19 protein-coding genes and 1 pseudogene are annotated in these 22282 nt (G+C 49.7%); 9 read left to right on the top strand and 11 right to left on the bottom strand.

Annotated features, from left to right (window positions below; translation table 11 throughout):
- Positions 1 to 7 precede the first annotated feature (7 nt).
- The 7 genes and pseudogenes from M1D91_RS08770 to M1D91_RS08740 form a co-directional block, all read left to right on the top strand.
- On the top strand, positions 8 to 961 hold the full coding sequence (locus tag M1D91_RS08770; protein ID WP_437434569.1) for a hypothetical protein: 954 nt from the start codon (positions 8 to 10) through the stop codon (positions 959 to 961).
- A 130-nt stretch (positions 962 to 1091) separates the two neighbouring features.
- Positions 1092 to 2093, top strand: coding sequence for a hypothetical protein (locus M1D91_RS08765; RefSeq protein ID WP_457976177.1), 1002 nt, complete (start codon positions 1092 to 1094; stop codon positions 2091 to 2093).
- A gap of 349 nt (positions 2094 to 2442) precedes the next feature.
- Positions 2443 to 2889 carry a hypothetical protein gene (locus tag M1D91_RS08760; RefSeq protein ID WP_457976175.1) on the top strand — a complete coding sequence of 149 codons (447 nt, stop codon included), beginning with the start codon at positions 2443 to 2445 and terminating at the stop codon, positions 2887 to 2889.
- 707 nt (positions 2890 to 3596) lie between these two features.
- The gene (locus M1D91_RS08755; protein WP_437434572.1) at positions 3597 to 3881 is read left to right on the top strand and encodes a type VI secretion system PAAR protein; all 285 of its coding nucleotides are present in this window, start codon (positions 3597 to 3599) and stop codon (positions 3879 to 3881) included.
- Positions 3882 to 3913: 32 nt separating this feature from the next.
- Complete coding sequence (locus M1D91_RS08750) at positions 3914 to 8158, top strand: RHS repeat-associated core domain-containing protein (protein ID WP_457976173.1); 4245 nt, start codon at positions 3914 to 3916, stop codon at positions 8156 to 8158.
- A 143-nt stretch (positions 8159 to 8301) separates the two neighbouring features.
- Positions 8302 to 8757 (top strand): hypothetical protein, encoded by a 456-nt coding sequence (locus tag M1D91_RS08745; RefSeq protein ID WP_437434450.1) that lies wholly within the window; start codon positions 8302 to 8304, stop codon positions 8755 to 8757.
- A gap of 160 nt (positions 8758 to 8917) precedes the next feature.
- Positions 8918 to 9163, top strand: a pseudogene (locus M1D91_RS08740) (RHS repeat-associated core domain-containing protein); the annotation flags it as partial.
- Positions 9164 to 9454: 291 nt separating this feature from the next.
- Here M1D91_RS08740 and phoH read toward each other — a convergent pair.
- The 4 genes from phoH to efeU form a co-directional block, all read right to left on the bottom strand.
- Positions 9455 to 10243, bottom strand: coding sequence for a phosphate starvation-inducible protein PhoH (gene phoH, locus M1D91_RS08735; RefSeq protein WP_437434451.1), 789 nt, complete (start codon positions 10241 to 10243; stop codon positions 9455 to 9457).
- 548 nt (positions 10244 to 10791) lie between these two features.
- Positions 10792 to 12078 carry an iron uptake transporter deferrochelatase/peroxidase subunit gene (gene efeB / locus M1D91_RS08730; RefSeq protein WP_437434452.1) on the bottom strand — a complete coding sequence of 429 codons (1287 nt, stop codon included), beginning with the start codon at positions 12076 to 12078 and terminating at the stop codon, positions 10792 to 10794.
- 5 nt (positions 12079 to 12083) lie between these two features.
- Positions 12084 to 13211, bottom strand: a complete 1128-nt coding sequence (gene efeO / locus M1D91_RS08725) for an iron uptake system protein EfeO (RefSeq protein ID WP_437434453.1) — start codon at positions 13209 to 13211, stop codon at positions 12084 to 12086.
- A gap of 53 nt (positions 13212 to 13264) precedes the next feature.
- On the bottom strand, positions 13265 to 14098 hold the full coding sequence (gene efeU / locus M1D91_RS08720; RefSeq protein WP_437434454.1) for an iron uptake transporter permease EfeU: 834 nt from the start codon (positions 14096 to 14098) through the stop codon (positions 13265 to 13267).
- Between the two features lie 276 nt (positions 14099 to 14374).
- Between efeU and M1D91_RS08715 the strand changes: the two genes are divergently transcribed.
- Positions 14375 to 15559: a NupC/NupG family nucleoside CNT transporter gene (locus tag M1D91_RS08715; RefSeq protein ID WP_437434455.1), complete on the top strand. Its 1185-nt coding sequence runs from the start codon at positions 14375 to 14377 to the stop codon at positions 15557 to 15559.
- A 35-nt stretch (positions 15560 to 15594) separates the two neighbouring features.
- Here M1D91_RS08715 and M1D91_RS08710 read toward each other — a convergent pair whose 3' ends face one another.
- The 3 genes from M1D91_RS08710 to M1D91_RS08700 form a co-directional block, all read right to left on the bottom strand.
- Positions 15595 to 16023 carry a DUF3574 domain-containing protein gene (locus M1D91_RS08710; RefSeq protein ID WP_437434456.1) on the bottom strand — a complete coding sequence of 143 codons (429 nt, stop codon included), beginning with the start codon at positions 16021 to 16023 and terminating at the stop codon, positions 15595 to 15597.
- A gap of 93 nt (positions 16024 to 16116) precedes the next feature.
- On the bottom strand, positions 16117 to 17154 hold the full coding sequence (locus tag M1D91_RS08705) for a fimbrial protein (RefSeq protein ID WP_437434457.1): 1038 nt from the start codon (positions 17152 to 17154) through the stop codon (positions 16117 to 16119).
- Between the two features lie 27 nt (positions 17155 to 17181).
- Positions 17182 to 17832, bottom strand: coding sequence for a fimbrial biogenesis chaperone (locus tag M1D91_RS08700; protein WP_437434458.1), 651 nt, complete (start codon positions 17830 to 17832; stop codon positions 17182 to 17184).
- 137 nt (positions 17833 to 17969) lie between these two features.
- On the opposite strand from M1D91_RS08700, the gene M1D91_RS08695 reads away from it, so the two are divergent.
- Complete coding sequence (locus M1D91_RS08695) at positions 17970 to 18206, top strand: hypothetical protein (protein ID WP_437434459.1); 237 nt, start codon at positions 17970 to 17972, stop codon at positions 18204 to 18206.
- A gap of 24 nt (positions 18207 to 18230) precedes the next feature.
- On the opposite strand, the gene M1D91_RS08690 is transcribed toward M1D91_RS08695, so the two are convergent.
- The 4 genes from M1D91_RS08690 to M1D91_RS08675 form a co-directional block, all read right to left on the bottom strand.
- Positions 18231 to 19274, bottom strand: coding sequence for a fimbrial protein (locus M1D91_RS08690; RefSeq protein WP_457976169.1), 1044 nt, complete (start codon positions 19272 to 19274; stop codon positions 18231 to 18233).
- 36 nt (positions 19275 to 19310) lie between these two features.
- Entirely contained in the window at positions 19311 to 20039 is a 729-nt protein-coding gene (locus M1D91_RS08685) for a fimbrial biogenesis chaperone (RefSeq protein ID WP_457976167.1), read from the bottom strand.
- 243 nt (positions 20040 to 20282) lie between these two features.
- The gene (locus M1D91_RS08680; RefSeq protein ID WP_437434560.1) at positions 20283 to 21335 is read right to left on the bottom strand and encodes a fimbrial protein; all 1053 of its coding nucleotides are present in this window, start codon (positions 21333 to 21335) and stop codon (positions 20283 to 20285) included.
- A gap of 22 nt (positions 21336 to 21357) precedes the next feature.
- A complete protein-coding gene (locus M1D91_RS08675) occupies positions 21358 to 22062 on the bottom strand; it encodes a fimbrial biogenesis chaperone (protein ID WP_437434561.1) in 705 nt (234 codons plus the stop codon).
- Positions 22063 to 22282 lie beyond the last annotated feature (220 nt).

Here is a 22282-nt window from a genome sequence, read left to right as displayed (position 1 = left end):
AGTCATTATGACATTGACAGTATTCGCCAATGGAAAACCCAATAAAGTGCGCAGTCTTTTTAATATCCAGCAGGCTTATTGCGCCATTAAGACCAATGGCGTTACCGGATATCATAATCGTGATTCTGCCTGGCGTGGACGAGGTGGTGGAATTTCCAGTACCAACGCTTTAATGTTGATGGAAAACGGTGAGAATGAAATCAGCCTGGAGATTGGCGCACTAGGCTGGTTTTCTAATAAGCAACTATCCCCGGAAGAGAGAGGACATTTCGAACCACAGTCAGCCTGTAGTCTGGAACTGGTGCGTTATAATGGACAGGAAAAGCAAACACTTTCATCAATAAAAGTGACCATTAGCCTGCAAGGACTACCTGAGGCATTGCCTGACATCACGCATCCCATTACCCGGACCAAAGTTCTGGCGGAGCAGGTCATACCTGGACATATCGATCCCGATTATTTTGATAAGAACTATTTTCCACAAGGAATGGAACTCTATCAATTTACGCAAAAAGTGACGGTGAGTGGCATCCCGGAATGGGCATGGGTCAAAGCTGAACCGTTCACAGGCAGCAGGGAGCAGATTCAAAAGCTACGGGCGGCCTACAGTGAGATGGCGGAAATTATCAACAGCCGGGATCGAAATCGCTTGAAAATATACGACAAAACAGCACTGGAGGCATGGTCCAGAACAACCGGTGACAGCGAAGATGAAATATTATTATCTCAATATACAAAGAATGAGTTGGAAGAAGGGCAAGCGATGATACTTCCAATCAAATGGGAAAATTATAACATCAGGGTTATGAATAAAGGACGAATGGTGCAATTGTACAATAAGTCAGAACTTAATTACTCTCCATTAACATATAAATATATAGACAAAAAAGGAAAAGATTTCATGGGTTTTTACGCTCCCGTATTCTCACTCATTGATGGCAAGTTCATTCCTGTTATCTGACATAACCAATGTTATTAAGGTATTACATCAACATTGGAATTGTATTTGCAGCACTCCCTCTAATTGAGGAGAAGTAAAACAATGATAATAATGTATGTTATACCGGAGTGACACGGATTCGAGAAAGAATATGAAACTAGAATACATGTCCTCAGCAATGATATTAACAGGGGGAATTATGTCATTAGCAATACTTTCAAACAATGAACCACATAAAATACGAGGTCTATTTAATATCCAGCAGGCTTATTGCGCCATTAAGACTAATGACGTTACCGGGTTCAGCAACCGTAAGTCTGCATGGAGAGGGCAAGGGGGAGGCATTTCCAGCACCAATGCAATGATGCTGATGGAGAACGGCGAGAATGAAATTAGCCTGGAGATTGGCGCACTAGGCTGGTTTTCTGATGAGCAACTATCACAGGAAGAGAGAGGTCATTTCGATCCACATTCAGCCTGTAGTCTGGAACTGGTGCGTTTTAACGGACAGGAAAAACAAACGCTTTCATCAATAAAAGTGACCATCAACACACAAGGTTTACCGGAAGCACAGCCTGACAGTTCACGTACTATCACTCGGGAAAAAGTTCTGGCAGAGCAAGTCATTCCTGGACACTTTGACCTTGATTATTTCCATAATACCTTTTTCCCACAGAGAATGGAAATCTACCGTTTTAAACAGAAAGTAATGATAAGCGGCATTCCAGAATGGGCATGGGTTAAAGCCAAAACTATTACGGGCAGCAGTGAGCAGATTCAAAAGTTGCGGAGTGCCTACAGTGAGATGGCGATAATTATTAACAGCCGGGATCGAAACCGTCTTAAAGCATATGACAAGACAGCGCTGATAGCATGGTCTGCAACAACCGGTGACAGTGAAGATGAAATACTATTATCGCAGTATAATAAAGATAAACTTGAAGGTGGAGAAGCTAAGATTCTTCCCATTAAATGGGAGGATTATGAAGTACGGATTATGAACAAAGGACGTATGGTACAATTCTATAATAAATCAAAACCTAATTATTCACCCCTTACATATAAGTATATCGATGAGGACGGGGATGAAGCCATGAACTATTATGCACCGATTTTCTCACTAATTGATGGTAAGTTCATTCCTGTTATCTAAAATAACAAATACGGTTACGGTATTATATCAATACTGAAAAGGTATTTACTGCACTCCCTCTAATTTTTTTTGGGGGGGGGGTAAACAATGATAATAATACACGGCATGCTGGAATGACACAAATCCGAAAAAGCATATGAAACTAAAATATATCACCCCAGCAATGATACTAGCAGGAGGTATTATGTCGTTAGCAGTATATTCAAGTAATGAGCCACATAAAATATGAAGTCTATTTAATATCCAGCAAGCCTACTGTGCAATCAAAACTAATGATGTCATCGGTTTTGACAACCGCAAATCTGCATGGCGGGGACGAGGAGGTGGGATTTCCAGCACCAACGCTTTAATGCTGATGGAAAACGGTGAGAATGAAATCAGCCTGGAGATTGGCGCTCTGGGTTGGTTTTCTGATAAGTCATTAGCTACAGAAGAGAGAGATCATTTCGAACCACAGTCAGCCTGTAGTCTGGAACTGGTGCGTTTTAACGGACAGGAAAAACAAACGCTTTCATCAATAAAAGTGACCATCAACACACAAGGTTTACCGGAAGCACAGCCTGACAGTTCACGTACTATCACTCGGGAAAAAGTTCTGGCAGAGCAAGTCATTCCTGGACACTTTGACCTTTATTATTTCCATAATACCTTTTTCCCACAAAGAATGGAAATCTACCGTTTTAAACAGAAAGTAATGATAAGCGGCATTCCAGAATGGGCATGGTTTAAAGCTGAACCGTTCACAGGCAGCAGGGAGCAGGGAGCAGATTCAAAAGTTACGGACTGCTTACAGTGAGATGGCGACTATTATCAATAGCCGGGATCGAAATCGCTTGAAAATATACGGCAAGACAGCATTGGAGGCATGGTCCAGAACAACCGGTGACAGCGAAGATGAGATATTTTTATCACAGTTTGCAAAAGATGGCTTAGAGGGTGGAAGAGCAACGCTGCTTCCTATTAAGTGGAGGACTACGATATTCGAGTCATGAATAAGGGGCGCATGGTTCGAATGTATAATAAATCGAAACCGACCTATTCTCCACTGACATATAAATATACGGATAAAGATGGCAAGGAGTTTATGGGTTTTTATGCACATGTCTTTTTATTAATTGATGGGGAGTTTATCCCTGTAATATAACACGCAATGTCAGATTTTATATTTAAAGGCCGATAGCAAAAGAGTCATATATCCTTTCAAGATTTTTATTTTTTTTGGCTATCTCGCTATCATCAATCATGATGGTATTCACTATATCTACTAACCACTTCCCCCAGGAACTGCACTGCCTGCTGGATATTCAACAGGCTTATTGCGCCACTAAGATTTATGACATTATTGTCTTCAGAACCCCATAATCCCGCATTGGGTGGTCAATCAGAAAACGATCATTAGGAGTAAAATTTGCTAAACACCTTTAAGTGAAATGGCCACGAAAAGATCACTGGGATTGATTAAAAAAAAACAGTATCGACTAATAACACTTACTGGAGAAAAATATGCCACTGGCTGCAAAAATTTTAGACAAAGGTACTCAGCATGATGGTTATCGTGAAACTGTCATTACTGCCGGTTCAGGCAGCGTATTTATCGATGGTCTCCCTGCAGCCCGAAAAGGAGATCCACTCGAACCCCATGCCAAACCCAAACACCCTCCCCATCCAAGAAAAATAGCCAGTGGTTCTGGTACGGTTTTTATTGATGGTCTGCCCGCGGCCAGAACGGGTGATGCTGTTAACTGCGGCGGTGTGATTATCGGCAGCGGTACAGTCACTATTGGTTAACTTTCTTAGTCCAGAACTTGTGATGCGACTAAATGTTTACCCGGCGGGCATACGGCCGCGTGCGGGTGCGTTTTCACCCGGACCGCACCACGGACGTGAAGGTGGACCACACCGAGACCATTGGTCATAACCAGCGGATTAGCGTCGGGCAGAATCAGGTCCAGGCTATAGGGCTTAATCAGCAGGAAACTGTCGGTCTTAACCAGTCCATTACCGTCGGGCTGAACCAGGCAGAAACCGTTGGCGTCATACGCGCCCTGTCGGTGGGTATGGCCTTCCAGACCACAGTCGGGGGCGTGATGAACACATCCGTTGCCCTGCTGCAGTCCTCACAGGTAGGCATACATAAATCCCTGCTTGTCGGCAAAGGGTATGACGTCAGCCTGGGAGAAAACGTCACCTTTACGGTGGGTAAAAGCAAAACCGAAGCCACCGGTAAGGTGGCCGTCTATTCCGCAGGTGAACATCTCGAACTGCACTGCGGTCAGGCCCGGCTGGTGCTCACCCGTGCCTACAGCAGTTATCAGACCCGAACCCCTGCGCCAGTCAGTCTCTTTGGCCCCGGCTGGAAAGCCCCGTTCGATATCCGCCTGCAGTTGCATGATGATGCACTGATCCTTAATGACAACGGCGGCAGAAGTCTTCACTTTGACCCGCTGATGCCCGGCGAGACCGCCTTCAGCCGCAGCGAATCCCTGTGGCTCGCCCGTGGCGGGGCGCTGAAACTGCACGAGAGCAACGTGCTGCATGTGCTCTGGCAGACCCTGCCGGAAGCCCTGCGGATAAGCCCGCATCTTTATCTGGCAACCAACAGTGCCCAGGGGCCGTGGTGGCTGCTCGGCTGGCCGGAGCGTGTTCCGGGCGTGGAGGACGTGTTACCCGCGCCGCTGCCCCCGTCCCGGGTGCTGACCGGGCTGGCGGACCGCTTCGGGCGTACACTGCGCTTTCACCGGGATGCCGACGGAGACTATGCCGGGCATATCACCGCCGTCACCGACGGTGCGGGACGTCGCTTCCGGCTTGAACTCTCCACGCAGGCGCAGCGGGCGGAAGCGGCGCGTAAACAGACGACCGCGTCAGATATCAGGGTATCTGAATATCCGCAGACGCTGCCCGGCACCGACAGCGGCGTTCGCCTGGCGGCGGTGTGGCTGACCCATGACCCGGTATACCCCGACAATCTTCCCGCGCTGCCGCTGGTCCGCTACACCTATTCCCCGCGCGGCGAACTGGCGGCGGTGTATGACCGCAGCGGTACCGCGGTGCGCCATTTCACGTATGACCATACCCATCCGGGGCGCATGACCGCGCACCGGCATGCCGGACGACCACCCGTCACCTACCGCTACGATGCCGCCGGGCGCGTGACGGAGCAGCACAACCCCGCCGGGCTGAGCTACACCTATGGCTATGAAAAAAATGCTGTCGTCATCACCGACTCCCTGCACCGCCGGGAGGTGCTGCACACCGAAGGCGAACACGGTCTGAAACGGGTAATTAAAGAAGAAAAGGCCGACGGCAGCACGCTGACCCGTGAATTTGATAATGCCGGGCGACTGCTGGCAGTGACCGATGCCGCCGGGCGCAGAACTGAATACCGGCTGAATGTGGGCTCCGGTAACGTGACGGACATCGTCATGCCGGACGGCAGGTCAGTACGCTTCAGCTACAACAGCCAGCGTCAGCTTATCTGCACCACCGGACCGGACGGCCTGCGCAGCCTGCAAAAATTTGACGACGCGGGTCGCCTGATACAGGAAACCTCCCGCAGTGGCGATATCACCGGTTATTTTTATGACAATCCGCAGAGCGAATGGCCCTGTGCCACCGAAGGCCCCACCGGCAGCCGCCGGGAGATGACCCGGAACCGCTACGGGCAGCTGCTCACCCTCACCGACTGCTCGGGCTGTGTCACCCGCTATGAATACGACCGCTTCGGTCAGCTCACCGCGCTGCACCAGGAGGAAGGGCTCAGCCTTCACTGGCAGTATGATGCGCGGGGCCGGCTTGTCTGCCATACCGGTGCCGCAGGCCATAAGACGCAGTATGACTACAACGCGGCGGGCGACCTCACCACCGTGATTCACCCGGACGGCAGCACACAGACCACGGAGTACGACGCCGCCGGACGCCCGGTCAGCACCACGCAGGGCGGGCTGACGCGGCGGATGGAATACGATGCGGCCGGGCGCGTCAGCGGGCTGGTCAACGAGAACGGCAGCCGCACAACCTTCACGTATGATGCGCTGGACAGGCGGGTGCAGGAGACCGGTTTTGACGGCCGGACGCAGCGTTACCACTACAGCGCCACTGGTCAGCTTATCCGCAGCGAGGATGAGGGCCTTGTGACCCGGTGGCACTATGATGCGTCGGACCGGCTCAGCCACCGCACCGTGGCGGGTGAACCGGCAGAGCAGTGGCAGTACAACGACCTGGGCTGGCTGACAGAAATCAGCCACCTCAGTGAAGGCCACCGCGTTGCCGTGCACTACGACTATCATGAAAACGGTCGCCTGTGCCGCGAGCGTCAGACCGTCCATGCCCCGCAGACAGACGCCCTGCTCTGGCAGCACGTCACAAAACACGCCCACCACCACGGGCTGGCGAACCGGACCACCCCGGACCGTCTGCCACCCGTGGAATGGCTCACCTACGGCAGCGGCCATCTGGCCGGGATGAAGCTCGGGGAGACCCCGCTCATCAGCTTTACCCGCGACCACCTGCACCGGGAAACGCAGCGTGAGTTTGGTGCGTATGAGCAGAGCACGCGCTACAGCGCCGGCGGGCAGCTGCTGAGTCACACGTTCAGTGACCCGGTGCTGAACCGGGAATACGGCTATAACGACAACGGTCAGCTGGTGCGCATCAGCCAGGCAAACGCGGACCAGCACTACCAGTATGACGACACGGGGCGGCTCATCAGCGCACAGCACAACGACCTGTTACGGTATTACGCCACCGACCCGGCCGGCAACCGTCTGGCTGACCGGGTCGCATACCCCGCCCTGCCCGCCGTGTGGCCGGACAACCGTATCAGCGGGGATGCGGAAAATTTTTACCATCATGACGACCATGGCAGATTCACCGGGCGGGACGAGCGCCTTATCCGCGACGGCGGCAGCCACTGTCACCGGTATCACTATGACCCCCAGCACCGGCTGGTACAGTACACCCGCAGTCAGCAGGACCACACCCTGACCAGCGCCCGCTACCTGTACGACCCGCTGGGCCGTCGCACCGGCAAAGTGGTGCGGGAAACACCCCGTGACGGCCGCCCTGAGCGGGCCACCCGCGTCTGGTACGGCTGGGACGGCAACCGCCTCACCACCACGCAGACGGACACCACCCGTATGCAGACGGTGTACCTTCCGGGCAGCTTCACACCCCTGCTGCGCATCACAACCACCACGGATGAGCTGAACAAATCCCTGCGCCGCAGCCTGGCCGAAAAGCTGCAGCAGGACGGCGGGGTCACCTTCCCGTCAGAACTGGTCACCCTGCTGGACAGACTTGAAGGCGAACTGCGAAGTGGCCACCTCAGCGAACAGAGTCAGCAGTGGCTGGCACAGTGTGGTCTGATGGCAGAGCGGATGCAGAACCAGCTGGAGCCGGTGCACACCCCGCAGCGCACTCTCCACCTGTACCACTGCGACCACCGCGGCCTGCCGCTGGCGCTCATCAGCCATGACGGAAAAACAGACTGGTCAGCGGAATACGACGCCTGGGGGAATGTGCTCAGTGAAAATAACCCGCACGGTCTGGTGCAGGCTCTGCGCCTGCCGGGCCAGCAGTATGACGAGGAAACCGGCCTGCACTACAACCGACACCGTTATTACGACCCGCATCAGGGACGGTATATCACGCCGGATCCGATTGGACTGGCGGGGGGATGGAATGCGTATGCGTATCCACTGGATCCGGTTATGGGGGTGGATCCGCTGGGGTTATCGGATGAACCGTTATCTCAACCTTCTCCATCTTTTGGTGTCTGGAATGCTTCACAAGCCTTAAATGACAGAGCGGCAAGAGCCTTAACAAAATGGTTAAATGAAACTTTTAATGATAAAGAGGATTGCCCATCATGTGAGCCTCCGGCCGGGGAAAAATTTAATAAGACTACGCATTACGATCACGATCACGATCATGGTAATTGTAAAGCAAGGACTGGCTCACAAATCCACTGGCACTTTCAGACTAATAATCAGGAACCTTATCCATCATGTAAATGTCATCTTCAAAAACATGCATTTGGAGGATGTGGTATAGCAACTCCATGAAAAATAGAGCCTATTGCATATTAGAAATGTTTGAAATCTGATCAATTCAAACATTGAGCTTTTGAAAGAGCAAGTCTAGTCTTGATAAATCAAGAATAGACTAAATTTAAAGATGATATACTTTTAAAACTGGGTATAGATAAATGAAAAATTTGAACTGCAGATGCGAAGGTTCTACAATCAATCTTCATGATAATAAAGTATGGGGTGTGAGGTTCAATTTTGATAGTAGTCAACTTTTAATTCCACCTCATCTTATAGTTGATATCGATTACGAGGTGGGTAGTGAATTCTCAGCCATCGACAATAATATAATATTTTACATTAGCCCCGCCAAGCTGATTTTTAATTTTGTCAGCAGCTTCAATTTCAATATATCTTCTGGCCGAGAGAGCGAAAATAACTATCGTGCAGACTGCCTATATATTTATAGGTTAGAAAAGGAAATAATGAATAAAGAAAGAACTTATTTTAAAATGATCTTCTGCGATGATGTTGGGTATATTGACTTTTATGCAAAAGATTTCTCATTAATTATTAGTAAAGAAAAAAACATAAAATTAAAGGGATGGATCACATCCCAATTCAATCAAGATTAGATTTTTAAATAAAAATTAAATTTATTATCTAAATCTAGAATGTTCCCAATGCTTATTAGGAATATATTCGAAATCAATTTCATCACTCCTAAGAAAAAATAAGCAATGGCTTTGATTGAAATTATAAATTATATGAACTAACAGAGTGGTGGTATAACACCTGCGCCTGCCGGGCCAGCAGTCTGACGAGGAAACCGGCCTGCACTACTACCGCCACCGCTATTACGACCCGCATCAGGAACGGTATATCACGCCGGATCCAATTAGGCTGGCGGGTGGTTTGAATCCGTATAGGTATCCCCTGAATCCTGTGTCAGAAATAGAACCGCTGAGGTTATCGTGTGAACCGTTGTCCTACGCTTCTCCATCTGGTGGTATCCGGAGAGCTTCACAAACTTTAAATGAGAAGCAGCAAGAGCCTTAACAAAAGGATGTAATGAAATTTTCAGTGATAATGAGAAAAGTCCATCATGCAATTCCCCTGCCTACAATTTTCGTCAAAACAAAAAATGCTGAAAAGCTATTTATTCTGGCTCGATATTGCGGATTTGATAATGGATATTCTTTTTCGGCAATAACGCTATCCAGCATACATGAGTTTGAATATATAATAGTTCGCACAGACGACAGCACTGTCGGGATTCATCGATACAAAAAATAAAGCCCGGTTTCCCGGGCTTTATCGTCAGCAAACAGGTTAATCGTATGCTTTGAGCGTTCTCTGGCAGAGCGCGGAGCGGACGCAGTCGTCTTTAGTGAAACGCACCACCCCTACCATTTCATCTTCCTCAAAACGTGCCAGCGCATCGCTCAGGCCAGATTTTACTCCAGCGGGCAGATCACACTGAGTAACATCACCGTTGACAATGACCGTCACGTTCTCCCCGAGGCGCGTTAAAAACATCTTCATTTGCGCAGCGGTCACATTCTGAGCCTCGTCGAGAATAACGACCGCATTTTCAAATGTACGTCCGCGCATATAGGCGAACGGCGCGATTTCTACCTTGCCAATCTCTGGTCGCAGGCAGTATTGCATAAAGGACGCGCCCAGACGTTTAACCAGAATATCGTAAACGGGTCGGAAATAGGGTGCGAACTTCTCTGAGATATCACCGGGCAAGAAGCCGAGATCTTCATCGGCCTGCAGAACCGGTCGGGTCACAATGATCCTGTCCACATCCTTATGAATCAGGGCTTCCGCCGCTTTCGCTGCGCTGATCCATGTTTTACCGCAACCTGCTTCACCGGTTGCGAATATCAGTTGCTTATTCTCAATAGCATTCAGGTAGTGCGCCTGAGCCTCGTTCCGGGCAGCAATCGGGGAATTATCACGGCAGTCCCGTGCCATGCCAATTGCTTCTACGCCACTCATCTGCACAAGCGAGGTGATCGATTCTTCTTCACGCTGTTTATGACTACGTGAATCCCGTCTCAGCACACGTTTCGCTTCACGACGAACTTTGATCACTGCTTTTTGTCTTCCCATGGATAGCACCTTGAGTTGTTGGTTTACATCACACGCGTCGTTACTGACGCGATTATGCGCACAAACGTCTGAGGGTTGGCTTCCTTGTAAGCCTTGGCTTGCCTTTAAAATCGACATAGCAGAACGACAGCCATCATCGCCTGTCATGTCGGTAGAAAGAGGGATTATCACTGCTGAATAAAAATTAGGGGCGAGAAGATCGCTGCCGGAGAATGCCTCCCCGTGCCGGGTTTTACGAGAACTTTTGTCTTTATGTCCAGTACCGGACCTGACCATCCGCGATCTCCATAGTGAAGGCTTTTCACTGACTACCGGGAACTACCGCTCTTGTTTAAGTACACCAGAAGAAATCAAAATTGCAACATTATTTTTACTTAAATATAACGAACTTTAACCTCTCTGCACTGGGTAAAAGTGTCGTTTATCAATATTACAGAAAAATAACAGATACTTTCTCATACGAAAAAAAGATGTTTTGATGGCAGAAAAAGTGCGAGCAGCCGCAACAGATAAGAGATTATCCTGCCCGGATTCGGGCAGGATATTGTTCAGGCTTCGAGCAATGCTTGCCCCAGATAGTGCGACGTGTCCTTCACGCCGGGTAGTGCAAAGAAGAATCCGCCGCCAATCGGCTTGATGTACTCTTCCAGCGCTTCACCATTGAGACGCTGCTGAACGGTCAAAAACCCTTTCTCCAGGTCATGCTGATAACAGACGAACAGCAGTCCCATATCCAGTTGCCCTGAGTTGGTCACACCGAGGGAATAGCTATAACCCCGACGCATCATCAGGCTGGAGCGGCTTTCGGCAGTACGCGGATTGGCCAGACGAATGTGACTGTCGAGGGCAATCACTTCACCATCAGGATCGCTCGCGTAATCAGGTTCATCGTGCTCGTTTTTCCCCCCCAGCGGCGCGCCTGAGTGCTTATCGCGACCAAAGATGGTCTGCTGCTCTTTTAACGGGGTGCGATCCCAGAATTCGACATGGAACTGAATGATGCGCACCGCCTGATAACTCCCGCCCACCGACCAGGCAGGCTCGTCCTGCTCTCCGGTGACCCACACCACGCTATCCATCAGTGCGTTGTTACTGCTGTCCGGGTTAGCCGTACCATCTTTAAAGCCCAGCAAATTAACCGGCGTCTCCTTGCCTTTACTGCGTGCTGCATGGTCAGAGATAAAACCTTCCCGCTTCCAGCGCACACTCAGCAGATCCGGTGTGTGCTTGATGAGGTCGCGCAGTGCATGAATGACCGTATCCTGAGTATTTGCGCAGATCTGCACTAACAGGTCACCGTGACAGAGTGCCGCATCCAGCGAATCATTAGGAAAACGCGCCATTTTTTGCAGCTTCTTCGGCTTCTGAGCGGCAAGTCCAAAGCGCTCATCGAACAGCGACGCCCCCAGCGAAACCGTAATGGTGAGGTTATCCGGCGCGATATAAGGGCCAAGAATACCGGAATCCATTGGCGGAAGGCGCGGATTAGGGGTAGCGGGCGCAGGCCCGCCCTCGGTCAAAAAGGCAATACGCTGAGTTAACAAGCGGAAGAGACGCTCGACATCCGTCTTATCTGCTGCCAGTACATCAAACGCCACCAGCATCATCGACGCCTGTTGAGGTGTGAGGATCCCGGCCTGATGCACGCCGTAAAACGGCTGTTTTTCCATGCGTGCATCGGGGGAAAGTGTGCCGGGCGCACTCTGCGGTTTGGCCGCATGCGCCACAGGACAGCCTCCGGCAAAGGCAAGCGCGCCGCCCAGCGCGCCCATACTTTTTAACAGACGACGTCGTGAAGGTTCACGGACGGCGTCATTGTGTTGTTTTTCAGTCATGATGCTTAATCCAGACCCAGCACACCACGCAGTTGCGCCAGATCTTCAGCCAGCGTGGTAATCGGGCCTTTCAGGGCGTTACGGTCGGCATCGGTCAGCTTATCGTAGGTTTCGAATCCATCGTTGGTGCGGTATTTCTTCAGAATAGCGTCAACTTTACTGAAGTTAGCATCCACTTTTGCCAGCAGTTCGGCGTTGTTTTTCTGCAACTGCGGACGCAGCAGGTCGACAATTTTCTGTGCGCCATCAACGTTCGCCTGGAAGTCCCACAGGTCAGTATGGCTGTAGCGATCTTCTTCACCACTGATTTTGGTCGCCGCCACTTCTTCGATCAGGCCAGCCGCCCCGCCCACCACTTTTGACGGTGGGAAGGCCAGTTCACTGATGCGTTTTTGCAGCTCCAGTACGTCGGTGTAGAGCTTATCAGCATAGGTATCCATACCTTTTACCGCGTTGTCACCAAACAGCGCTTTCTCTAAGCGGTGAAAACCAGTGAATTTCGGGTCAGCGGCTTTCTGCTCGTAGTCATCTTCGCGGGCGTCAATGCTGCCATCAAGATCGGCGAAGAGTTCAGCAATGGGCTCAATACGCTCATAATGTTGACGGGTGGAGGCGTACAGGGATTTGGCTTTTTCGATATCCCCTGCTTTTACCGCGTCGGTAAACGCTTTAGTACCCGTGACAAGGGCCGCTGTTTCGGTGGTTACATAGGCTTTATAGGCCGTAATTGCCTCGCCCAGACCCAAGAGTGCTTCGCTCTTCGCCGCATCCGCCGTCGCGTCACCTTTCACCACCAGTTTGCCTTTCGGGTTAGTGAGCAACCCGCAGGTCATTTCATACTCGCCAGGCTGCAGATTTGCCGTCAGTTTCTGGCTGAAACCGGGGGCAATGTTTTCACGTTCTTCAACCACCATGACCCCTTTAAGGATCTCCCACTCCAGTGCTTTCTGGCTGTGGTTAAGAATGATGAACTGAGTTTTACCTGCGTTTACCGTCAGGTTCATCGGCTCACACTGTTTATCCGTCACGGTGACTTTGACCTGTGGGATGTCCGCCGCCTGGGCGCTGAACGCGCAGGCGATCAACGCTGCAACACTGACCTGTAACGCACTACGACGAAAATGAATTGCCATGACCCTTCCCTTAAATAAGTATGTTGTAACTAAAATTAAACCGGGCACGATGTTCAGCGCGAGGCGCTGGACGGCTGTACACCCGCACGCGACGGCAACATAAACAGCACCAGCGCCGGGATGAGATAAAGGAAATATACAAACACTTCACTGACGCTCGGGGTTTCCTGATAACCGAAAATACCCTCCAGCAGCGTGCCGGTCAGAGAGTGGGTTGTCAGCACATTGCTCAAATCAAACGCCACATCCTGAAAATGGTTCCACAGTCCCGCCTCGTGAAAGGCACGAATCGCACCCGCGGCAAGCCCTGCCGCCACCAGCAAAATGAACAAACTGGTCCATTTGAAAAACGCGCCCAGATTCAGTCTGATGCCACCCCAGTAGAGCAGGAAACCTAATACCACGGCAGTCGCCAGCCCCAGCATGGCGCCAACCGGTGGCCAGAGTCCCACATCCTGTTGAAATGCCGCCAGAAGAAAGAAGACCGATTCCAGCCCTTCACGTGCGACCGCAAAAAACACCATCAGGATCAGCGCCCAGCCGTGGTGATGACTGCGCGCCAGCGCGTTGTCTACCGCCTGCTCAAGCTGCACTTTGACGTTACGCGACACCTTACGCATCCAGAACACCATCCAGGTAAGGATCGCTACCGCAATCCCCGCCACGATCCCCTCAAACAGCTCCTGCTCTTTTTGTGGAAACTCGCCCGTGGTTTCGTTAATGAAGATGCCGAGCGCCAGGCAGAGGGCGGCGGCAAGAAATACACCAATCCACATCACGCCTATCCAGCGGCCACGCTGGGTACGTTTGAGATAACTGGCAATGAGGCTGACGATCAGCGCCGCTTCGAGGCCTTCACGTAACATAATGAGAAATGGCACAAACATGAGAACGCCCCTGCGTCATATAAGGTCAATTACTGAAAAGAAAAGTAAACTTCTTTGATAGTGATTATCATTACGAAAAGCGGAAACTCAAGCGAAAAATGCAGAGAATGATAACTGGATGTAAATGGCTAGCAGGCTAACCATCAGGCCTGATGACGTTATGCAGAAGTGTTTGAAATAGTGAAGTATTTTTGCTTACAAAACTTTAACTTTCTGTTTACTGACTTCTGACAGTGTGGCTAAATAAGCGCCCATTTACCTGCAAACATTCCCGATATGATTAACTTTCTACATTTTCTGCTGGCGCTGGTAGTGATCCTCGCGCTCGCCTGGCTGGTGAGCTTTGATAGACGCGTGCTTCGCCTGCGCTTTATTTTGCAACTGGTGGTCATTGAACTGGCCCTGGCCTGGTTCTTTCTCCATGCCGAGAGCGGCCTGACGCTTGTTAAATATGTTTCCGGCTTTTTCGACGTTCTGCTGAAATTTGCAGGCGAAGGCAGCAACTTCGTCTTTGGTGGAATGGGTGAAAAAGGGCTGGCCTTTATTTTCCTCGGTGTGCTCTGTCCGATTATCTTTATTTCAGCGCTGATTGGCATTTTGCAGCACTGGCGAATTCTGCCCCTGTTCATCCGGGTAATTGGCACCGGGCTTTCAAAACTGAACGGCATGGGCAAACTGGAGTCTTTCAACGCTGTCAGTTCGCTGATCCTCGGTCAGTCGGAAAACTTTATCGCGTATAAAGGCATTCTGGGCGACCTCTCTTCACGCCGTCTGTTTACGATGGCGGCCACCGCGATGTCGACAGTCTCGCTTTCCATTGTGGGCGCGTATATGACCATGCTGGACGCAAAGTATGTGGTGGCGGCGCTGGTGCTGAATATGTTCAGCACGTTTATTATTTTAACCGTCATTAACCCCACACGGGCGGATGCCGAAGCAGAGGTCAAGCTGGAGAAGCTGCACGAGTCGCAGAGTTTTTTTGAGATGCTGGGTGAATACATTCTGGCAGGCTTCAAAGTGGCAATGATTATTCTGGCGATGCTGATTGGCTTTATCGCGCTTATCAGCGCCGTTAACGCCCTCTTCTCTTCGCTGTTCGGCATCAGCTTCCAGCAGATTCTGGGTTATGTTTTCTACCCGCTGGCCTGGCTTATCGGCATTCCTCTGTCTGACGCATTACACGCGGGCAGCATAATGGCGACCAAGCTGGTGGCTAACGAATTTGTGGCAATGATCGAGTTGCAGAAGATTGCCGCCGGGATGACGCCGCGTGGCCTGGGTATTTTGTCGGTGTTCCTGGTGTCGTTTGCTAACTTTGCGTCTATCGGCATTGTGGCGGGGGCAATAAAGGGGCTGAATGAGAAGCAAGGCAACGTGGTCTCTCGCTTTGGTCTGCGCCTGGTCTATGGCGCAACGCTGGTGAGTTTGCTCTCCGCCGCCTTTGCGGGCGTAGTGCTCTAACACTCGCGGCGGGCTTAACACCCGCCGTTTTTATATCAGAACTGCACGCACACCGGCTGGTCAACACGCATTACTGACTCCTGGGCAAAGCGGGATGTATAAATACCCCGTAATGCTTCGATATTCTTTTCGCTTCCGACGTCTTTAGGGTGGATTAGCATCAGCGCTTTGCTCGACTCACGCGCTATTTTGCCGTCATTGCCCAGCCACTGCCCGCGTGCGTCAAACACCGTCAACCCCTCGCGAAAACGCGGCGTGACGTCACCGTCCACAAACTGCTGCCACTCCGCCCCGGTAATCTCCTTTCCCGCCGGGCGATTTAAACCAAAGTAGAGGGTCGTTTGCTGCATCTGGTTGTCTGCTTTACAGGTTTGCTCCGGCGCCGCCTGGCGTTGAGAAGGTGCCACGCACCCGGTTAATGCTGCTGCGATTATTAGTGCAGTGACCCCTGTCTTAATTTTCATCAGGCTATCCTCGTTGTTATAAGAGCAGTGATAAAAACGTAAATAAACTGCTTTATCAACAAAAAGATAAGCAAGACCCGTCATCCCTTATCGTCATTCATATGACATAACAAATTCCAGTGCAGAATTGGCCGTGCCGCCGGTCATTGTTCCAGTGCGTATATAGCGGGCCTTCATGGGAATGACGAAGCTACCACCATTGATTTTATCGTAACCCTGAGTTCCCCCGGTATTCGGTACGGCAATCTTCGTATTGAAGGGTACGGTAGTCACACCGTCATCAAAGAGAACCTGAACACCGACGCCGGTTGCCAGTGAAGCTCCATTTAGCGTCAGGTATTGTGTATTGCCGGAACCTACCAGCGTCACGCCAGCAGCAGGTCGGAAGGTATAATTGACCGAAGCCATCCCAGGATTGCAATTATTAACCTGGAGATTAAAGGAAACCGCTTCGCTGGTTGCGTTCACTGCAGGAAAATCAGTAGCCGCATGTTTACCAAGTTGTACCGGCGGTATATCCGGTGTAGTGCAGGATGCTGCCGTAAACTTTACGGTTCCATTGATATTAAAGGTCCCGACGAATACCCCTGGAGAATTGACATCATTCACCGACCCCTTGACCCAGGGTCCACTCATCACAACATCTCCGGTTGAAATTGGCCCGATAGCATAAAACTGTAGCGTGTACTGATCAGGAGCAGGACCAAATACATTAAGGCCTGGAGCATAGTAAGGTGCGAACCATAAGTTAGGATCATTACCTACATCGTTGTGATAGACACGTGGATCGGTCGGGGCGTAAGGGGTTAATTTCATCCCAATACCTTCGACATCAGTTTTGAAAATGCCAGGATAGATGGTGGGCTGCATGGGGTTAGCATATTGCTGGAAAAAGTATAATGTACTTCCCCCACAACTTATTCCCTCATTGATACGAGAAGTAGAGTTCAGGATGATTGCATCACCAATCGGCGTACCAGGGACATGATCTTTTCCAACAGTAAACTGTTTTTGTGAAAAATTAGCTGTATAAACCGCGGTACTACTTACCGTACACGCTGCCAGGCTAATATGACTATAGCTGATAAGCAACACTGACAAAATTAAATGCAACACCCTGGTAAATTTCATCTTTACTCTCCTGAAAGATGCTCAACATCAATGGTGAAATTGCGCCTCATGGTTATCAAAGCCGCCATTATCATTAATAGTGGTAAAATAAAGTTTCCCTTTTGATGGGGGTATTACTTTGCTCACATGAAATGTTCCGGTGCCTTTCGCCGGGCACATGCCACTTTGTTTAATCGCAATCATTTCGGATGGCGGCGCGAGTTGAATATGACGGACAGAAACAGTGAAGGGTGACGGGTTATAACACTCGACTCTGTCTTTTTTTTCACCCGATATCAATCGCCAGCGGAGTCCAGAAATAGCTTTCCCTGGATTGCCCTGCAAATGAGTTGGGCGGAAAAATATTTTTAACCGGGAACGAACAGGAAACTGTATAAAGTTTTGCGTGCCGGCTATCTTAGCCTTAGGAGGAGGACTAATTTCCAGCACGTTAATCCAGTAAACGGTTTCCTGGTCATGGGGGAGATCACCACCCGTAAACTGAATTCTGAGTGAATTTCCTTTACCTGGATCCAGTCGGAAAACAGGCGGCAACACAATAAAAGGTGCTTTAGTATTATTCTCTTCGCCAGCATCAATCCATGTCTGAATCAAACGTGGCTCAGTGGATTTGTTGCTCACCCCCAGCGTCACTTCTTTTTTGCCTTGTGGGTAAATTATGCGTGTCGCATCAAGCATAATACCGGCCTGAACAGGGGGCATGAGTGTACATAGACTGAACAAAAAACAACTTTTAATCGTAAGTCTCATTATATTTCTTACCCTCAAGAAATATTATCTTTCGACTTACAATGATAAAAAGCGGAGTTGTCACTATGAATAAATTACATCGCGGAAGTTTACATTTAATGACACTCGGTTTGCAACGTAACGCTGATAATAACTCCACCAACGGCTCACAAGGGCAAACTTCTAACACCTTAAGAAACAAAGGCTTTAAACCATTTAACCTCATTCAAGAGATAGATACGTTACAATTCAGGAAAGAATGTTACTTAATTTCACCAGATTATTGCTCCGCTTGCCAGCCGATATTATCCACCACGAAATAATTTTCATGGTGGATATACACCCTTTTATTCATACGCCATCACAAATTCCGCCGCCGAGTTTGCCGTTCCCGCGCTAATGGTGCCGGTGCGCACATAGCGGGCTTTCATGGGGATAGAAAAACTACCGCCCGTCGTTTTGTTATAACCATTCGGGCCGCCCGTATTCGGTGCAACGATTTTTGTATTAAACGGCACGGCGGTGATGCCGTCGTTTTTCAGCAGTTGTACCCCCACGCCGATCGCCGTCGAACTGCTGTCGAGCGTCAGATACTGATTATTACCGGAGCCCTGAAGCGTTATTCCCGAGGCGGGTTTGAAGGTATAGCTGACCGAATTGAGGCCCGGATCGCAGTTGTTGATTTCAAAATTAAACGAGACAGGCGTACTGGTTGCCCCCGCTGCGGGGAAATCCGAAGCGGCATGTTTGCCGAGGTCAACGGTAATATCCGGGGTGGTACAGGCGCCGGGTTTAATTTCAATGGCGCTTGCTGCAAAAGTTATATTATTGAAAACTGCGCCATCAGTAATAACTGGGCTATATTGATCGTTATTAATCCATCCCTGAACCACAAAATCCGATAAATCCATTTTACCATACTGAGTCACAGGCCCAATAACATAAAACTGAACGGTAATCTGACGAAATGTTATGGTGTTATATGTCTGACCCAAGACTATTATTAATCTTTTTTCAATATTACCAACGGATTCAGTCACTGTACGAATATAGCTAAGCGTTGTTGTTATTTTTACACCAATCCCGGGAATTTTAGTTTTATAGATCCCTTCAAAACCAGAAGGTTCCATCACCGATGCATACTTTACAAAGTAAGCCAGCCGAGAACCGGTACAAACAAAATAACCAGCATCCGCCGCACCAGGATTAAAAGTGATGACAGGGCCAAGTGCTGTATTGGGCTGCACATTGCTCCCCACCGTAAACGAGTTTGCCGGCAGCGTTAACGTATAATCTTTCGCATTAGCGGTACACCCAGCCAGCGCCGTCCGGCTGACGAGAAGAAGTAAAAATAACACAGCTGCTTTTAGTAAAAACCTGTAATAAACCATATTTAACACCCCAACAAGAATAATCTGCCGCTGGCTTTAATTTATATATCGCGCCTGCTGATAATGGAAAAGCCCTGAATCACCAATAACTGAGAAAAAGACTGTGTCCTGCGCCTGCTGGCCGGTGTGTGGCGGAGTAAATAGCACCCGCCCTTTCGCCGGGCACATACCGTTCAGTTTTGTTTTATCCACATCAGAGGGTGGTGTCAGCCGGATGTCATGAAACGAAACGTTAAATGCCGAAGGGTTAGTGCACTCAAGCTCTGCACCCTTTTTGCCCGGCATCAGACGCCATTGCAATGTTTTAACGGCTTCCTCTGGCGAACCCGGCAACCCCTCTGGCCGGTAAAACAGCTTCAGTCGGGAACGCACCGGGAACTGCATCACGTTCTGCGTCCCGGCCTTTTTACCCGGCGGTGTGGGGCTCACTTCCAGTACGTTTATCCAGAACACCGACTCCCGGTCGCGGGGAACCGCGCCGCCGGTAAAACGAATACGCAGCGACTGCCCTTTACCCGGATCCAGGCGGAAAATGGGCGGCATGATAATAAAAGGTGGCGTCGAATCATTACCTTCGCCCGCGTCCATCCAGGCCTGAATAAGGCGCGGCGCTGCGGAATCATTTTTAATTCCGAGGGTCACCTCTTTTCTGATTTCCGGATAAATCACACGGGTGGCATCAGGCGTAATGCCCGCCTGAGCGGTGGCTAAATGAATAACGGTAAAAACGGTAAAGCAGAAAAAGCGGAGCGCGCGTCCTGACATGATTTCCTCCCTGGAAAAACGTGCCGCTGGCGCGCAGTTATAGAGGACGCAGCTTTCAATAAGAATATCTTGTATCCGGGAATTTTACCGAAAGAAGAGATGGCGGGCCAGCCTGCTGGCCTGAGATTCATACTGGCAGGAGGACCCGAAGGATTATTTAGCTAAAATAAATCAGAGGGATAACATGTCGGGTAGAAATCGCCTGAAACCATTTTTCAGAAATCTCTACCCGGCAATAATCACTTATTCATATGTCATCACAAATTCCGCCGCCGAATTGGCCGTTCCGGCGATGATGGTGCCGGTGCGCACGTAGCGGGCTTTCATCGGGATAGAAAAACTTCCGCCAGTCGTTTTGTTATAACCATTCGGGCCGCCAGTATTCGGTGCAACGATTTTTGTATTAAACGGCACGGCGGTGATGCCGTCGTTTTTCAGCAGTTGAACCCCCACCCCGCTTGCCGTCGAACTGCTGTCAAGCGTCAAGTATTGAGTGTTACCAGTTCCGACTAATGTTACCCCAGAGGCAGGCTTGAAAGTGTAGTTCACAGAATTTATCCCTGGATCGCAATTATTAATTCGGAATTCAAATGACACTGGGGTGCTGGTAGCCCCAATTGAAACAAAATCGCCAGCGGCATGTTTGCCAAGATCAACGGTGATATCCGGTGTAGTACAAGCAAACGCCCTGAGCTTCACATTACCAGAAATGGTAATAGTGGCGAATTCTAACTGATCGGTTCCCAGCTTGAGAGGTGCCATATTCTCTGTCACATACTCACCAACAGTTATAGGATTAAGAGATGCATCCCCAGATTGCATAGGGCCAATGACATAAAACTGGAGAGAATACTCGGGTATAAATGCATCATATGTAGGTGCGCCTGGTGATGATGCGTAAATATCGGCTGGATTGTGTGAGACATAACGGACTTGCGGTGTTCCATAAAACCCGTATACGGTCGTTGATATTGCCACCCCAAGACCTTTAATATTTGTAGTAAATACAGGAATACCGTTGATCACTTGTGAAGTACCACCATCATATCGGTGATACTGTCCATAAGAGCTACATGTTATTTTAGTTTTACCACCAGCAGGAATCAGAACAAAGCTACCCACTTTTGTACCAGGTGTAGTATTGCTTGGCAATGAAAATTCCTCCAATACTGTGGCTGTACTATTCACCACATTATTGCCAATTACAAAAGAACATTTAGCCATTATTTGCGGAGTCATTAGCATAAATAATGAGAAGGTGATGGCCGTTCTTAAGCACATATTAAAATAAAACATACTCCCCTCCAAAGCATAATTATTAATTCAAATAATTTTTCTGATGGAAGTGAAAGCCACCTTCATCATCAATCGCTGTGAAAAAAATTTTTCCCGTGGGGGTGTAATTTTCCAGTGAAAAATCAAGTCTTCCTCTGGATGGGCACATCCCTCCTTGCTTAAGATTGCTGGCACCTGTGAAGCTTACATTGTGAAAAGAAACGTTAAATGCCGTAGGGTTTTCACATTCAATTTTATTATTTTTTAGCATTCGCCACTTCAGCATAGAAACGGCCTCCTCTGGCGACCCCGGCAACCCCTCTGGCCGATAGAACAGATTCAGCCGGGAGCGCACCGGGAACTGCATCACGTTCTGCGTCCCGGCCTTCTTACCCGGCGGTGTGGGGCTGACCTCCAGCACGTTTATCCAGAACACCGACTCCCGATCACGGGGAATCTCGCCGCCAATAAAGCTAATACGCAGCGACTGCCCTTTGCCAGGGTCGATACGGAAAATCGGCGGGATAATAATAAACGGTGTTTTAGCATTATTGCCTTCCCCCGCATCCATCCACGCCTGAATAAGACGCGGCGCGGAGGAATCATTTTTAATTCCGAGCGTCACCTCTTTTTTCCCTTCCGGGTAAATCACACGGGTGGCATTTAGCGTAATGCCTGCCTGAGCGGTGGCTAAATGAAGAACGGTAAAAACGGTAAAGCAGAAAAAGCGGATAGCGCGTCCTGACATGATTTCCTCCCTGGAAAAACGTGCCGCTGGCGCGCAGTTATAGAGGACGCAGCTTTCAATAAGAATATGTTGTATCCGGGAATTTTACCGAAAAAAGAGGTGGCGGGCCAGCCTGCTGGCCTGAGGTTTATACTGGCAGGAGGAACCGAAGGATTATTTAGCGAAAATAAATCAGAGGGATAACATGCCGGGTAGAAATCGCCTGAAACCATTTTTCAGA

It is taken from the genome of Enterobacter sp. SA197 (assembly GCF_054131575.1).
Note: the sequence above shows the minus strand (reverse complement) of the source record. Positions and strands in the feature narration are given on the sequence as shown.